The 13,552-nt window shown below is 59.3% G+C and carries 13 protein-coding genes; 6 read left to right on the top strand and 7 right to left on the bottom strand.

From position 1 onward, the window contains the following. Nucleotides 1-55: 55 nt before the first annotated feature. Nucleotides 56-2,023, bottom strand: a complete 1,968-nt coding sequence (locus tag GTO89_RS00700; RefSeq protein ID WP_161260137.1) for a M1 family metallopeptidase — start codon at nucleotides 2,021-2,023, stop codon at nucleotides 56-58. A 165-nt stretch (nucleotides 2,024-2,188) separates the two neighbouring features. Here GTO89_RS00700 and GTO89_RS17580 point away from each other — a divergent pair, with 165 nt between their 5' ends. From GTO89_RS17580 to GTO89_RS00710, 3 genes are all read left to right on the top strand, one after another. Next, nucleotides 2,189-2,311 (top strand): hypothetical protein, encoded by a 123-nt coding sequence (locus GTO89_RS17580; RefSeq protein ID WP_268894600.1) that lies wholly within the window; start codon nucleotides 2,189-2,191, stop codon nucleotides 2,309-2,311. Nucleotides 2,312-2,606: 295 nt separating this feature from the next. Further along, entirely contained in the window at nucleotides 2,607-2,906 is a 300-nt protein-coding gene (locus tag GTO89_RS00705) for a hypothetical protein (protein WP_161260138.1), read from the top strand. A 225-nt stretch (nucleotides 2,907-3,131) separates the two neighbouring features. Beyond that, nucleotides 3,132-3,335, top strand: a complete 204-nt coding sequence (locus tag GTO89_RS00710; RefSeq protein WP_161260139.1) for a hypothetical protein — start codon at nucleotides 3,132-3,134, stop codon at nucleotides 3,333-3,335. Between the two features lie 35 nt (nucleotides 3,336-3,370). Here GTO89_RS00710 and GTO89_RS00715 read toward each other — a convergent pair whose 3' ends face one another. The 4 genes from GTO89_RS00715 to GTO89_RS17240 form a co-directional block, all read right to left on the bottom strand. After that, complete coding sequence (locus GTO89_RS00715; RefSeq protein WP_161260140.1) at nucleotides 3,371-4,534, bottom strand: ABC transporter permease; 1,164 nt, start codon at nucleotides 4,532-4,534, stop codon at nucleotides 3,371-3,373. Continuing rightward, nucleotides 4,531-5,199 carry an ABC transporter ATP-binding protein gene (locus GTO89_RS00720; protein WP_161260141.1) on the bottom strand — a complete coding sequence of 223 codons (669 nt, stop codon included), beginning with the start codon at nucleotides 5,197-5,199 and terminating at the stop codon, nucleotides 4,531-4,533. The genes GTO89_RS00715 and GTO89_RS00720 overlap by 4 nt, the downstream gene beginning before the upstream one ends. Nucleotides 5,200-5,260: 61 nt before the next feature. Continuing rightward, the gene (locus GTO89_RS00725; protein WP_161260142.1) at nucleotides 5,261-6,454 is read right to left on the bottom strand and encodes an ABC transporter permease; all 1,194 of its coding nucleotides are present in this window, start codon (nucleotides 6,452-6,454) and stop codon (nucleotides 5,261-5,263) included. Between the two features lie 186 nt (nucleotides 6,455-6,640). After that, nucleotides 6,641-7,213: a Fe-S-containing protein gene (locus GTO89_RS17240; protein WP_161260143.1), complete on the bottom strand. Its 573-nt coding sequence runs from the start codon at nucleotides 7,211-7,213 to the stop codon at nucleotides 6,641-6,643. Nucleotides 7,214-7,451: 238 nt separating this feature from the next. On the opposite strand from GTO89_RS17240, the gene GTO89_RS00735 reads away from it, so the two are divergent. Next, nucleotides 7,452-8,294, top strand: a complete 843-nt coding sequence (locus tag GTO89_RS00735; protein WP_161260144.1) for a hypothetical protein — start codon at nucleotides 7,452-7,454, stop codon at nucleotides 8,292-8,294. 39 nt (nucleotides 8,295-8,333) lie between these two features. Further along, complete coding sequence (locus tag GTO89_RS00740) at nucleotides 8,334-9,794, top strand: hypothetical protein (RefSeq protein ID WP_161260145.1); 1,461 nt, start codon at nucleotides 8,334-8,336, stop codon at nucleotides 9,792-9,794. A gap of 64 nt (nucleotides 9,795-9,858) precedes the next feature. On the opposite strand, the gene GTO89_RS00745 is transcribed toward GTO89_RS00740, so the two are convergent. Next, nucleotides 9,859-11,295, bottom strand: a complete 1,437-nt coding sequence (locus GTO89_RS00745) for a sensor histidine kinase (RefSeq protein WP_161260146.1) — start codon at nucleotides 11,293-11,295, stop codon at nucleotides 9,859-9,861. Continuing rightward, on the bottom strand, nucleotides 11,292-11,999 hold the full coding sequence (locus tag GTO89_RS00750; protein WP_161260147.1) for a response regulator transcription factor: 708 nt from the start codon (nucleotides 11,997-11,999) through the stop codon (nucleotides 11,292-11,294). The genes GTO89_RS00745 and GTO89_RS00750 overlap by 4 nt, the downstream gene beginning before the upstream one ends. A 228-nt stretch (nucleotides 12,000-12,227) precedes the next feature. Between GTO89_RS00750 and GTO89_RS00755 the strand changes: the two genes are divergently transcribed. After that, on the top strand, nucleotides 12,228-13,439 hold the full coding sequence (locus GTO89_RS00755; protein WP_161260148.1) for an HD-GYP domain-containing protein: 1,212 nt from the start codon (nucleotides 12,228-12,230) through the stop codon (nucleotides 13,437-13,439). Nucleotides 13,440-13,552: the final 113 nt, after the last annotated feature.

A 13,552-nucleotide genomic window follows, 5' to 3' on the forward strand; every position in this document is an offset into this window, starting at 1 on the left:
AGGCGCCATTCCACACAATTCGTGGGGTGGCGTCTTCTATTTTCCTCGCATGATCCTAAAACCCAAAGGCCATCAATCCCTGATATAGGCTTGCCACAAACAGCGACCACCGGAGGGCTGCCGCGCGATTCGGTTCTTTCGCCCAGTAATTGTTCAACCGATTGATGTCCAGGGCCAGTTTCTCCCCAGGGTCGACGACGACCGCCTCCGGCGCCGCGCCGGACAGGGTAAATTCCTTATACCGGCCTCCGTCCTCCCAGAAAAGGGATTGCACGTGCCCGTCTTTTCCGATAACGGCAATTTCAACGGGCGCCTGCAGTTCGCCCCGGCGATCGATGCGAATCGTCCAGGCGGGGCCATCGGGGGTATTCGCCGTCCGGACAGAGCCGATGGCGTAGTCAAGGGCGCCGGGGGTGGACAGCCACTGTTGGAACAATATTGACGCCCGATCGCCTGCCTTTTCGGCGACGATGCGCAGAAAATCATTCGTCCCGGGATGGCGGAAGGACCAGCGGCTGAAATAGGATGACAGGAGCGCCTGCATCTTTTCTTCGCCGATCAACCGTTCCAGCGAATAGAGGGCGAGGGCGGCCCGGTTGTAGACAGAAACGGCGTAAGACTGTTCGGAGGCGAACTTCCAGGAGTCCAGCCGGATCGGATCAGGGACCCAGGGGCCGAGGGCGGCGCGGAAGAGCCCCGGGCAACCGTCCCGCAAGGGTTGGTTTAGGAGCGGAAGGCCAAAGAGACGAAAGGGGACGCGCGTGTCCGGTTTGTAGCCTGCGAGGATTTTGCCCTCGGCATAGCTGGTCATGCCTTCGTCCAGCCAGGCTTCCTCAAACTCATTGCTCGCCACCAGGCCATACCAGTACTGGTGGGCGGCTTCGTGGATGAGCACGCGGTCCAACTCGGCAGAGCCTTCGCCGGGGAAGTTGGGCGTGCCGCCGGTGATCAATGTCGGATATTCCATCCCGCCGGCGCCGGGGGCGTCGTTGGGCGGGTCGATCACGGTGAGGGTGGCATAGGGGTAGGCTCCGTATGTGGCAAGCCCTTCCAGGGCGGCGGCGACGGCGTTCAATTGCCGTTCCGCCGTATGGATATGGTCGGCTTGGCAATAAAGGCGGATCTCCACCGGCCGCCCTCCTTGGGGTGTGACGGTCCGGGTGAAGAGGTGAAAGCGCGGGTCGGCGGACCAGGCGAAGTCGTGAACCCAGGCCTGACCAAAGCGGACCGTTTTAAGGCTGTCTTGCGCCACCGGCGGCGCTGTTTCCTGACCGGTGGCGCCGAGGGTGTACTCTTTTGGCAGGGTGATCTGCACGTCATAGTTGGCGAAATTGGCGTAAAACTCGCTGTTGGCATGGAATTGGCGCAGGTTGAACCCCTCTTTCGTCCGGCCCCGCTGCCCGTACCGCTCAAAGGCGGCCAGTTTGGGATACCACTGACCGGCCATGACAAAGGGGCCTGCCGTGCCGGAACGGGCGTAGACGCGGGGCAGCCGGGTGCGAAACTCCATCGTCAACGCCATTGTCTGGCCGGGACGGAGAGGGCGGGGGAGATCGATGGCGGCCAGGGTTTTGTCATCGAGGTTGTTGTCATCCGGTTGGATATAGCGGAAGGCTTCTGTCACGTCGACGCTTTGCCCGTCCACATTGGCGATGATCCGGGTGATTTCCATTTCACCGTCGTCGCCCTGACCGGCCGCATAGCCCCGGTGTCTGCCTGACGATTCCTTCTGGAAGGTGGAGCCGGGCCGGAAGGCGTTGGGGTAGAGGTGGAGCGCCAACTGGTCCAAGGGCTGGGCGCCGGGGAAACGCCAAGTCAGGTCCACTCGTCCGACGATGGATGTCGTTTCAGGGAAATATCGGCACTGGATCCGGTAATCGAGGGGCGGCGCTGAGGCCGGCAGCGGTGGTTTCTCGGCAGAGGCTGCCGGAAGCCAGGGGAGAGCGAGAGGGCCGGGCGGGAAAAGAGTCATCGCCGATAGGGCGATTGAAAAAAAGAGGATCATTGCAGCGCGGGCAGCCATGCCTAACCACTCCTTGCGGGCGAATCCTTTTTCTCCCTATAGCATGCCAGTTCCGGCGGTAGAACATGACAGCGCCTTGATTGCCTTGGTTCTACCGTTGGTTCTAGTGAAGAACCACGGCGCATAGGGTGTGGGATAGACGGGCCTTGGGAAGGAGGGAGGACGGTGGGCAATCCCCTCGACGGAACGGCCTTTGAGTTTTTGCGCTGGGCCTGGTGGAGCCTGCACATCCCGGTGATCATGATACTCTTTTACCTCGGCCACCGCTATTGGCCGAAGCGTCGCTGATTTTTAACGGAGCGCTCACACTTCCGTAACGCCGCAGTGCTATGCTGTCTCTGTGAAGGGGCAGCGAAGAAATGCACTACGCCGGATTCAGCCTGAAAAGGCGGGATATTCTAATGTGGGATTCAGAGCCCATGGGGGACTCTTTGGTTAACACCAGCGATCTATCCCGGCCGGCGACGGTCGGGAATTTTTTTGTTAATTTGCCCCCCAGCAATTTCCTTCTTCAGGAACCCGCCGCCTGCTGCCGTAATACCATGGTTGCAGATGAGATTTTGTTTTTGGGAGGCAGCGGGTTATGGATTTGAACAACCTGAAAGAGGTTCTGGCCCAGTTGATGAATCAAGGGAACCTAAATCTACCCATTGGCGCGGAACAGGAAAAGCAGGTCAAAGGGTTCATGGACAAGGTGAAACAGAAGAAGGGTTTGTCTGATGCTGAGCGCAACCAGGCCGTTCAACTGGTGTCGCAGTTTACGCGCTACCTGTCGCCGGAACAGGGCAACCAGATCAAAGGCCTCCTCGATCAACTGATGAAGACCCAGAAGGTGTCTGACAAAGACAAGGCCGCTTTGGAGCAGATTCGAAAAATGCTGTAGGATCGATAGGGCGCCCTCACCGCAATCGAATGCGCAACGAGAAACCCCCCGCCGAGGGCGGGGGGTTTTGCGATCCAGGCATTTTGGCCTTGCGATTGCGCTTGTGGTATCATAATGATATTCAGGCTTTTAGGGGACAGGCAACGGGCAAACAATTCGATAAATCAGATGCCTATAGGGGATCACTCACGACTCGAGATAGAACGTTGAAAGGGAGCGAGGAACATGAACCCCATCAAAGATCAGGTCTTTCGCATCATTCTGGAACAGGGCGAGACAACGATGGACAACCTTATCGTGCAAATGTTCGGCGGCAGCCTGATTTCAGCTGGACAGATGGCGGAACTGGATCAGGCTGTCAATGCCTTGGCGGCGGAAGGGAAGGTTGAACGGAATCTGCTGGGCCTGCGTCCTATCGCGCGGGATTGACGCGAGGCGAACGGGAAGGGAGCCCCAATGTTTCTCTAGCGAAGTGCTTCCACCGGATCCATGGCGGCCGCTTGCGCCGCCGGCTGGAGAGCGGCGAGCGCGCCCAGCAGCAACGCCAGGAGGATGCCGCCAGCCCATGGCAGCGCTGGGAAGGCAAGGGGAAAGCCCGCTCCGATCACCATGGGCGCGAGGGCAAAGGCAAGCCCGTATCCGCTCACGCCCCCGGCAAAGGCGCCCGTTCCGGCCAAAAGCATGCCCTCGCTGATGAGGATCTGCCGGACGAAAGCCGGACGATACCCCAGAGCGGCCAGGAGCCCCAGTTCGCCCCGTCGCTCATGGATGGCGCTGTTCATGGTCACATAGAGCAGCAATGAGGAGATCGCCAGGACGGTGACCGCCACCAGGGATGCAAAACGCTGCAGGCTGTCCGCCATTTCCTGGCGGGAGGCGGCGGCGCCAGGGTTGGTCTCTCCTTGTACGCGAACGGAAGATCCCAGGCGTGCCTGGAGTTGATGGGCTGCATTGACACCGTCTTGCGCCGTCAAGACCTCGACGAAGGTGAGCTTGTTTTCTTTCCCCGGCCACTGCTGCAACCGGGCGAGATCAGTGAAAATGAGGCGGTCTTCCTCAGTGCCCATCTCCTGCAACACGGCGGCGACGGTTCCATTAAGGATGGCCCCGTTTTCCCCGGTGATCTGCAGGGGGGAACCGGCATGCAGTTGCAGCGTTGCGGCGACGGTGGATCCCACCAAAAAACGGCTTTTCGACAGGTCTCCGGCAAGGGGCGCTTCTTCACTGAAGCGCCAATTCTTTTTTACGTCTACCTCATCGTCGATGTTTGCGCCGACGATCAGCGCCTTTTGCCCGTTGACGCGGCATGGCGTCACCAGTTTGGGCAACAGCCTGCCGGCGCCGTTGAGTTGTTCCAGCGTATCAGGGGGCAAATCGCCTTCGCTGATAGCCACACCGGAGGCGACGGGAATGCCGGCGTAGGAAAAAGCGATCGACGCGGCAGGCGGCATGACCTGGAGCAACGTGCCGACGTTGGCCGTCTCCTTTTTTGCCGCTTCGGTCACACCGTCGGACAGGGTGACCAGGGAAAAGAGGGTGGCCCAGCAGACGGCAAAACCCAGCAGGATGGGCAGGCTTTTGCCGGGTCGCCGGACTAACGAAGCGATGATCAGTTGCAGCCATGTCATCGCAATCGCCCGTCTTTCATGTGGATGATCCGGGAGGCGTGGTTCAGGTGGTCGGGGTTGTGGGTGACCATGACGATGGTCATCCCAGAACGGTTCAACTGGCCGAACAAGTCCATGATCTGTTCGCCCGTCTGGCTGTCCAGTGCGCCTGTCGGTTCATCGGCCAGGATCAGCGCCGGCTTGTTGATGAGCGCCCGGGCGATGGCGACTCGTTCCTGTTCACCGCCGGAAAGCTGACCTGGCAGATGACGCTCTCGCCCGGAAAGGCCCATCTGTTCCAGCAGTTCTTGGGCGCGGCGTCGTTGTTCCCGCGCGGGAACGGCGGTGACTGCCAGCGGCAGCATGACATTCTCCAATGCAGTGAGATAGGGCATGAGATGAAACTGTTGAAAGACAAAACCGATGTATTCGCGGCGAAAATCGGCCCTCTGCTCGCCCGGCAGGCGGTACAGGTCGATCCCGTCGATGATCAGGTCGCCGCTGTCAGGCCGGTTGAGGCCGCCGATCAGGGTGAGCAGGGTGCTTTTTCCCGAGCCGGAAGGGCCGGCTAGGGCCAGGAATTCGCCTTCCTGTATGGTGAGGTCGATGTCGTGAAGCACCTCGACCTTGTTGTCGCCATGGCCGTAGCTTTTGCGAAGTTTTTTTGTGGTTACAAGGGTGTTCATGGGAATCCCTCCTAGCTGGGGGTCGCTCATGGGGGCTTCTATGGGGGTGCTTGCGCAGTGTTTACAGAGAACGCAGCGCCTCGACGGGATCCTTTGTCGCGCCTTGCCAGGCGGGAAGGGCCGAAGCGGCGAGGCCCACCAGCAGGGTCAGCGTCGCGGCGACGAAGGCATCGGAGCTTCGACTGGCGATAGAGATGTCCATCTGGACGATCAGTGGCGTGGTCCAGCGGGCGAAGGCGAGGCCGGCGCCATATCCGGCGACGCCGGCAGGCAGGGCGAGGAGCGCTGTTTCCGCCAGAAGGACGCGCAACAGGTGGCTTTTCCGATAACCGAGGGCGCGCAGGAGTCCGAATTCGCGGGTTCGCTCCCGGACACTGGCGGCGACGAGCAAGAAGACGAGCAGGGAGCCCCCGATCAGGGTGATGGCAGCGACAAGGAGGCTCAAGGCAGTGAAGCGATCGACGATGGCTTCGCGGGCGACAAGGGCCTCCTTGACGGCTTTTACCTCCGTCCCAGGTAGCGTATGACCGATCTGGCGAGTGATCTCTTCGATGGGACAGGAACTGCAGAGGGCGCTGACTTCGATAAAGGTCAAACGGTTTCCGATCTGCAACACCTGCTGGGCCTGTCGCCAGTCCATGAAGAGGAGGTGATCCTCTTCGCCGCCGGTAGGCGTCAGGATGCCGGTGATGCGGTACCGATGGTCAACGGTGCTCTGGTCGACAGGGGTGTGGTTATCGTCGTCAATGCCGATGACCTGGCCCTTCTGCCATCCTTTTTCATGGGCCAGCGCACTGCCAACAATGATGTCGGCGGCTTCGCTGGGTCTATCGCCGTCGATGGTCCACCACTTTTTCATCTTCAGTTCATCGCGGAAGGAGACGCCGACGATGGTCGTCGGTTCACCTGTGACGGGGACGATGCCCATCACCTTCGGCGCTACGCGGGCGATGCTCTCGGCGTTGTGGATCCCGCGGATGCGGTCAAGGGCCCCATCGGTCAGTGAGGGAGCGTCTTCTTCATCCGGGGTCACGGTGACCCCGCCGTAACGGATCGAAAGGTTGTCATTGGCGGGGACAATGGAGATGTTGGCGCCGATCTGATCGTACGAGTTCGCCACTTCGACCTGCATCGCCCGGCTGGCGGTGAAGAGGGCTGTTGTCACCGCAGCGACCAGAAAGAGACTGAGGGCGAGAAAGACGGCCCGTCCCCAACGCCGTTTGAGCTGTCTGCTGATGAGGTGCCAGAACGTCACCGGGCGATAACCTCCTCCTATGAGCGCCTTGTGAAACGCTTGCTGACAAGCGCCACGCTTCGGCAAGGCGGCAGGAAATAGGGACTGCCACAGTCCCGGGGTGTAAAAAAGGCAGGTGTCAACCTGCCAAAGAGAGGGGATAAGAAGGCAAGATTCATTTTGCCGCGGAACGTGGGTTTGGGGATGTTAGATCCGCGGCTTCCAGTTGGACAAGTCCTGTGCGTTCAGCAACAATTTGTCGCCGCTCACCTCGTAGGTCAGCGCGTCAGGCGGGTAGGATTGGCAGCCGCCGGCCATGCCTTTCAACGTCTCCAGGTCCCAACGGGTGTCGCAGGTGTCGCAGGCGACTTGAGTGTTTTTTATGGTGAAATGGGTCCCGTCGCAGGGTTCGCAGACGCTGACGGCGGAGATGACACGGCCGCTTGGCGCCACATAGGCCATGACAGGGACGGTCTTTTTGCCGTCTTTGAATTCGGCCCGGATCAGGCCTTTTTCTTTGATCACCGCCAACGGCAATTCGACCTTGCCGTTTTCGGCTTCCAGAGTAGGGATGGGGGCCATGGAAACGATTTTTCCGCTGTAATTGACTTTCGTTCCGATGTTATAGGAGTGGACGGCTTCAGTTCCCTTCGGGGCGCTGCCCAAAAAAACGTATACGGCGATGGCCGCCACCACGGTTGCGGCAACAGCGCCGGCGTACCACTTGCCAGAGCTTTTTTCGGACTGAAATTGTTGTCGTTTTTCTTGACGATTGTCCACGATGTCCTCCTGTGTCGCAGGGCCGCGAGATTACAGTTGATTGGGCTCGCTGATGAGGCTTTATAGCTTGATTGTAGATCTGACTTTTGAAGATTTTATGAAGAATGAGTTCTGAACAAAAAAGACGTTTTTTGAACAAGGCGTAAGCATGCAAGCTTTTCGCCTTGTTTGTTGCATAGCGCTGTGCAGGGTTTAGAAATACTGAGTCCGTACGGTTCAAGAGTAAGGAGGCCTGTCGATGCCTATCGAACTTTGGATTGATGATGGAAAGCCGTGGTACCTCAGCAACAGTATTTGGTTGGTTCCCGGAACGGACCCGGCTGGCGCGCCCGGCCTGCCTGTCGTCGATCGTCCCGCCTTTGTCTGGGCGCGGGTGATCAATCGCGGGAGCGCCGCTGTGCCTGATGTGACTGTCCGCTTTTACTGGGGCGACCCATCGACACTCATCCGGAGAAAATCAGACGCCAAACTGATCGGCGTCAGTAACGTTAGCCTGGCGGCGGGGGAGGCCAAAGAGGTGCTCTGTCTCACCCCCTGGATTCCCGTCTGGGTCAACGGGGGGCATGAGTGTCTGATCGTGGAGGCCTTTTCTTCCGGCGATCCCCTTTCTCCGCACGGTGAAGATGACCCCTTCAATCCCGTCCGGGATCGCCATACGGCGCAGCGCAACCTGGCGGTGCTCAAGGTTTCGTCCTCTGCCCGACTTGTCGTTGCGCCTTTCGCCATCGGCAACTCGCCTCTGTTGCGGGTGAAAGAAGTGACCGTCCGGGTCAAGCGCCTGCCGCTTCGCAACATGGAAGAAGGCAAGACGCTGTTCGGATTCACCCGGTTACCGGAGGAGATGACCGATGATTTAATGTATGGGATCCGGCCCTTCCGTTGCGGCGAGCCGGTCGAAGAGAGCGGTGAGCCGGTGTTGACGATACCACTAGAGCCGGATCGAAAGCAGGCGATGGCCTTTACGCTGAAACTGCCTGAAAGGCGCGACGCCGGCGCCTGCTTTCTCATCGAGCAATTCGTTCATGACCAGGTGGTGGGCGGCATCGTTGCGCTGATCACACCGGAACATCTCAATGATTAGTTTCCGATCACCTCATTTTCTAGAAGGGGGACTATAACCATGGCTGCTGCCGCTGTTCCCGCCGCGATCCCGCACCGGCCCTTTGCCATCTGTCCACCGACAAATATGATGAATACCGACGGTTTTTTTGTCGTCAACATGGGAAACCAGTTCATCCAGGCGAACATCACCAATTCGAGCGGGGCGGCGCTCCAGAATGTGCGCGTTTATATCGAAGGCATTTCCGATCCCGGCGTGACGCGGGTCCCTCGCATCGAATATGTGGGCGATGTGCCGGCCGGGGCCGCTTTTTCGGTGCGCTTTTTGGCCAATTTTCACGGTGCGGCGCCAGGCATCGCTTATGTCAGTTTCATCGTCGAAAGTGACGATTTCGTCTTTCGCCGGATCATCAAAAAAATCTTTGTGACCCGGGTGGACTACCACAAGCCCTCCAAGACCTACAGCGTCGTCATGCCCCAGGGCACGATGCGCATCGTCTTTCACAGCGCCATGATGGGGCCCCAGAACGTCGGCGGCTGCGAGGGGGGGGAGTCCTTCTTTGTGCTTCCCGACGATGTGACCTATGAATGGATCCCCACGCCGCCTTATGCCGGTGTGCGCGGCCCTTTGCCCTATGAGGATCCCTGGCATAAGATCGCCCTGGCGATTTTGGCCGGTTTGATCGCCCTCGGCGCCGTGCTCTACGACTACTTCAGCGACGGCGAGTTGAACGGCGGGTATGTGTCAGTGAGCGGGACCTTTGAAGAAACGAAGCCCTCGGTGTGCTGTCCGAAGGTGGAGACATCGGCCCAAGCTACGCCGGACTGGTTCGGCAAGGGTTTGTACTCGGCGGCTGGGACCGTCGCCACGGCGGCGATCGCCTCCGATGGTCCCGATCTGCACTACCGCGGTCAGCAAGCGACGCCGCCGGCGCCGGGAGAGCTGACGGTGAGTGAGTCGGTGCGGCTGAAGATCGACTACACGGCGCCGCCCAGTCCGGGTACGAAGTATCCTATCGCAGGAAAATGGGAGTACACGCGGCTGACGACCGGCAACAACTACCGCTATCAGGCGCAAGATCAGCGCGAAAACCTGCACTATGTCCAATCCTATGAGGTGGACGCCCCGGCTGTTTTCGACCGCGCCAAGGGACCGCTGATCATCCGCGCCCGCTTTACGAAGCCGGACGGGAGTTATTTCCGGGGACATGAACTGTACGTCTCCGCCGTTCTTGTATCCAGGCACGGTTTGGTTCGGCGCTTTGAGATGCATGACGACGGCATGGGCGATGATCAACGACCGAATGATGCCTGGTATACGGGGAGCTATCCGATTCGAGAGGACGAGCCCGACACATGGTACCTCTTCGTCCTGGCCCAGGATGTGAACACTGTGGAAGAAGGGACCGATCCCTATGACGCTGCCCAGAACATCGGCGGCTTCTTGATCACGCCGCAGTTGAATTTGAACTTCCAAAAGCCCTGTGAGATCAACCATGACGCAACGATCAAAGTCGTCTAAAGCATGCCTAAAGCATGCGGTTGTGGCCGTCCGGAGAGTCTTTCCGGGCGGTCTGCTTTTTCCCCTAGCCATTGCCGTCGTCCTTTTGTTTAACCATCGGAAGCATCACTTCTACGGTCGTGCCTTGCTCGGAGGTCGTGGCGATGGAAGCGCTGCCGCCGTGGGCAACGGCGACGGCTTTGACGATGGCGAGGCCGATCCCCGAACCGCCGGTGAGCCTGGTCCGCGATTTGTCGCCTCGGAAAAAACGTTCAAAGACATAGGGGGCATCGGCAGGCGCGATGCCGGTCCCTGTATCCGATACATGGAGCACGGCCATAGCGTCTACGGGTGGCGGTAGGTTTTCCGGCGCCTTGCCAGGGCTTCCTTCGTCCGCCGGGCATCCTGCCCTTGTCGGGCCTTCACTGTGGACGCTGACGGTAACCGTCCCGCCGGGCCGGTTGAATTTGATGGCATTCTCCACCAGGTTGACGATCAGCTGGGTGAGCCGCCGCGCATCCCCGTGCACGGTCAGGCCCTCCCGGATAGATAGATCAAGGGAGAGCCCCTTTGCTTCCAGGCGGGGACGCATGCTTTCACAGACGTCAGAGGCGAGTTCGGAAAAATCGAGGGGCGCCAGGTTGTAGGCCACACCGGCTTCGGCCGACGCCAGCGATTCCAGGTCGCTGACGAGGTTTTTCAGCCGGAGCGTCTGTTGATGGCAGGCGTCAAGCCGCTCCGGCGTCGGCGACCAGACGCCGTCGCGAAAGGCCTCCAGGTACCCCTGCAGGGTCGAGAGGGGGGTGCGCAGTTCATGGGCCACGTCGGCAGTCAGGCTCTTGCGCAGTTCCTCCTGCTGTCGCAGCGATTCGGCGAGATGGTTCATGGCCAAGGCCAGATCGCCGATCTCGTCGCGCCGGTTCACGGGGATCGTTGGCGTCAGATCGCCCGAGCGCAGTCGGACGGCTGCATCGCGCATCAGCGTGATCGGGATCAGGAGATAGCGGCCGACGAACATGCTGACCAGGAGGGCCAGCAGTCCCGCTGTGAGGGCGGCCAAGCCAAAACCGCGGTATAGTTGGCCCAAAAAGGCACGTTCCGCTGCGGCAAAGGTCAATTCTGTCTTGGGATAAAGGAGGTAGAGAGCGCCCAAAAAACGGTTTCCTGTGTACAGTTCGGTTCGATGAAAGGCCCACTGGTTTTCATCGGCGGCGAGGCCGTGTGTCGCCGGCGAGGGGCTTTCCCAGATCACACTTCCCGTCTCCGATTCGAGCCGCAACCGGTAGCCCTCCTGCAAGGCCTGCCGGCCGAAAAAATCGAGCGACGCCGGTGAGAAGGCCTTCGTCCGTTCATAGTCGCGGATGAGGTTGTTGGCGATCTGCTCGTAATAGGCGTAATGGCGCTGGTGCACATACTGTTCAAAATTCTGTTGCACCGAGAGGTTGGCGAGGAGCACGGCGGCGAAGATCGCCCCGGTGGCGACGGCGGCGAAAGCCAGCCCCAGTTTGGTTTGCAGTCTCATGCTTCCACCCCGAACTTGTAACCCGTCCCGAAGACGGTCACGATGTAGCGCGGTTGCCTGGGCTGATCCTCCAATTTCTGGCGCAGGTTTTTGATGTGGGTGTCGATGGTGCGGTCATAGCCGTCAAAATCATCGCCCATGGCCTTGTCGATCAGTTGGCCACGCGTGTAGGCCATGCCGGGGCGCCGGGCCAGGGTGACGAGCAGGCGGAATTCGGCCGCCGTGAGGGAGACGGGCTCGCCGTCCTTTAAAACCTCCTGCCGGGCGACACGGATGATCAGGCGGTCTTCGTCAAAACGGAATTCTTCCGCTTGGGGCAGGCGGTCGGCGCGGCTTCGCCGCAGCAGCGCCCGCACGCGAGCCATCACCTCTTTGGGGCTGAAGGGCTTGGTCACATAGTCGTCGGCGCCGAGGGAGAGGCCTTCGACGAGGTGGTCCTCTCCCGCCTTTGCCGTCAACATCAGGATGGGGATATCGCTCTCGCGGCGGATCTGGCGGCAAACCTCTTCGCCGCTGATATCGGGGAGCATGCGATCGAGGATGAGCAGATGGGGGCGCCAGTCGCGGAAATGTTGCAATGCTTCGCGACCGTTGGTCGCGCCTTTGACGGAAAAACCCTCCTGCTCCAGATAGGCCGTCACCAACTGCAACAGATTGGCTTCATCTTCCACGGCGAGGATGCGCAGGTCGTTGTGGCGGAGCATGGGCAGACCCCTTTCCTGAAATATCTATTTTTTCTATTATCGAAAAAAAGGGGAAGCAGATTGACGGTGAAAATCGTTTTCAATTAAAATGATATTGACTGGCGCAACAGGAAAATGCTGCCGTCTCTCCTGAGCAACGAAGAATAGCAGCGAATAAAAGGAATCTAGAAACAGAGGGACGAAGGGGACAGGAGCATCAGGGAGAGGCGCTCGACGAGGAGGAGAAACATGTCAGTCAGCAAAAAGTTTACCCAAAAGGCATTACATAACGCCACGCCGTCCCACATCGCATTGCCGGACTTGATCGGCGGTTTTTCACTGGCGATTGACTTGGCGGAAGGCAAACCTTTGCGGCACGCCCAGTCGATTTCGTTTTTAGCGGACCATATGGCTCAGAGGCTTGGCATCGGCGAAAGTGAACGGGATGCCCTCTACTACGCCGCTCTGCTTCATGATATCGGTGTTTCTTCGCAAAACCAACTCTGCCCGCTTTGTCAGGTATTTGAGGAGGAAGGGACGTTAGACTCGGTGACGAGCCTGATGGACGCCGATCAGGCGTTGCACCGGCGCTGGGAAAAGTGGGACGGCAGCGGGCCCCTGGAGTTGCATGGTCAGGCGATCCCGTTGGTATCACGGATCTTGGCGGTTGCTGTGGCCACCGAAAGGGTTGGCGGAAAACGACGGCACTTTTGGAACTGGCGGACCCGTGTGGAGGACTATTTCGAACAAGAAATAGGCGTTTACGATCCGGCCGTCATCGATGCCCTGAAATCGTTGCTGCGCGACCGCGCTTTTTGTCTCGATCTCTTTGCTTTTACTCAGGGGCGGCCTATCGAGCGCTTCTGTCCCAACGAGTCGATCGCCCTGGCCGGTGGGACGATGCATCTGCTGGGCAAGACCTTTGCGCGCTTTATCGACGTGAAGACGCCCTTTACAGCAGACCACAGCCGGAATGTGGCTCGCTGGTCCCGCCAGATCGCCAGCGCCATGGGGCTGCCGGAAAAGCGGAGCCATGAGATCTACCTGGCCGGGTTGCTCCATGATCTGGGCAAGATCGCCATCCCCAAAGCGATTTTGGAGAAACCGGGGCCCTTGACGGCGAAGGAATTCGATACAGTGCGGAACCACCCCTACTACACCGCCTGCATATTGAATCAAATACCGGAGTTGGAGACGATTTCCCTTTGGGCGTCGGCCCATCATGAGCGGCTCGACGGCTCCGGCTATTTTCTCGGAATTCCCGGTGAGATGCTGCCGCTGGAAGCCCGCATCATTGCTGTCGCCGATGTCTATGAGGCGCTGTCAGCTGACCGTCCCTATCGGAAAGGGATGGAGAGAGCGGCCATCCAGCAGATGCTGAAGGAGATGGCCCATCGCAAACATCTTGATGCGGACGTGATCGACGCGCTCAATGGCCTTTTGACTTCGTCGGGCCTGTAAAATTTTCAGTTATCGGGATGCTGTCTTGCGCACAATGGTCTCGCCGATAAGGCGAAAAAAGGCTGCACCAAATTTTTCCGCCTCCCGTACACTATAGTGGATATTCTTGGACA

This window comes from Heliomicrobium gestii (assembly GCF_009877435.1).
Taxonomy (GTDB): Bacteria; Bacillota; Desulfitobacteriia; order Heliobacteriales; family Heliobacteriaceae; genus Heliomicrobium; species Heliomicrobium gestii.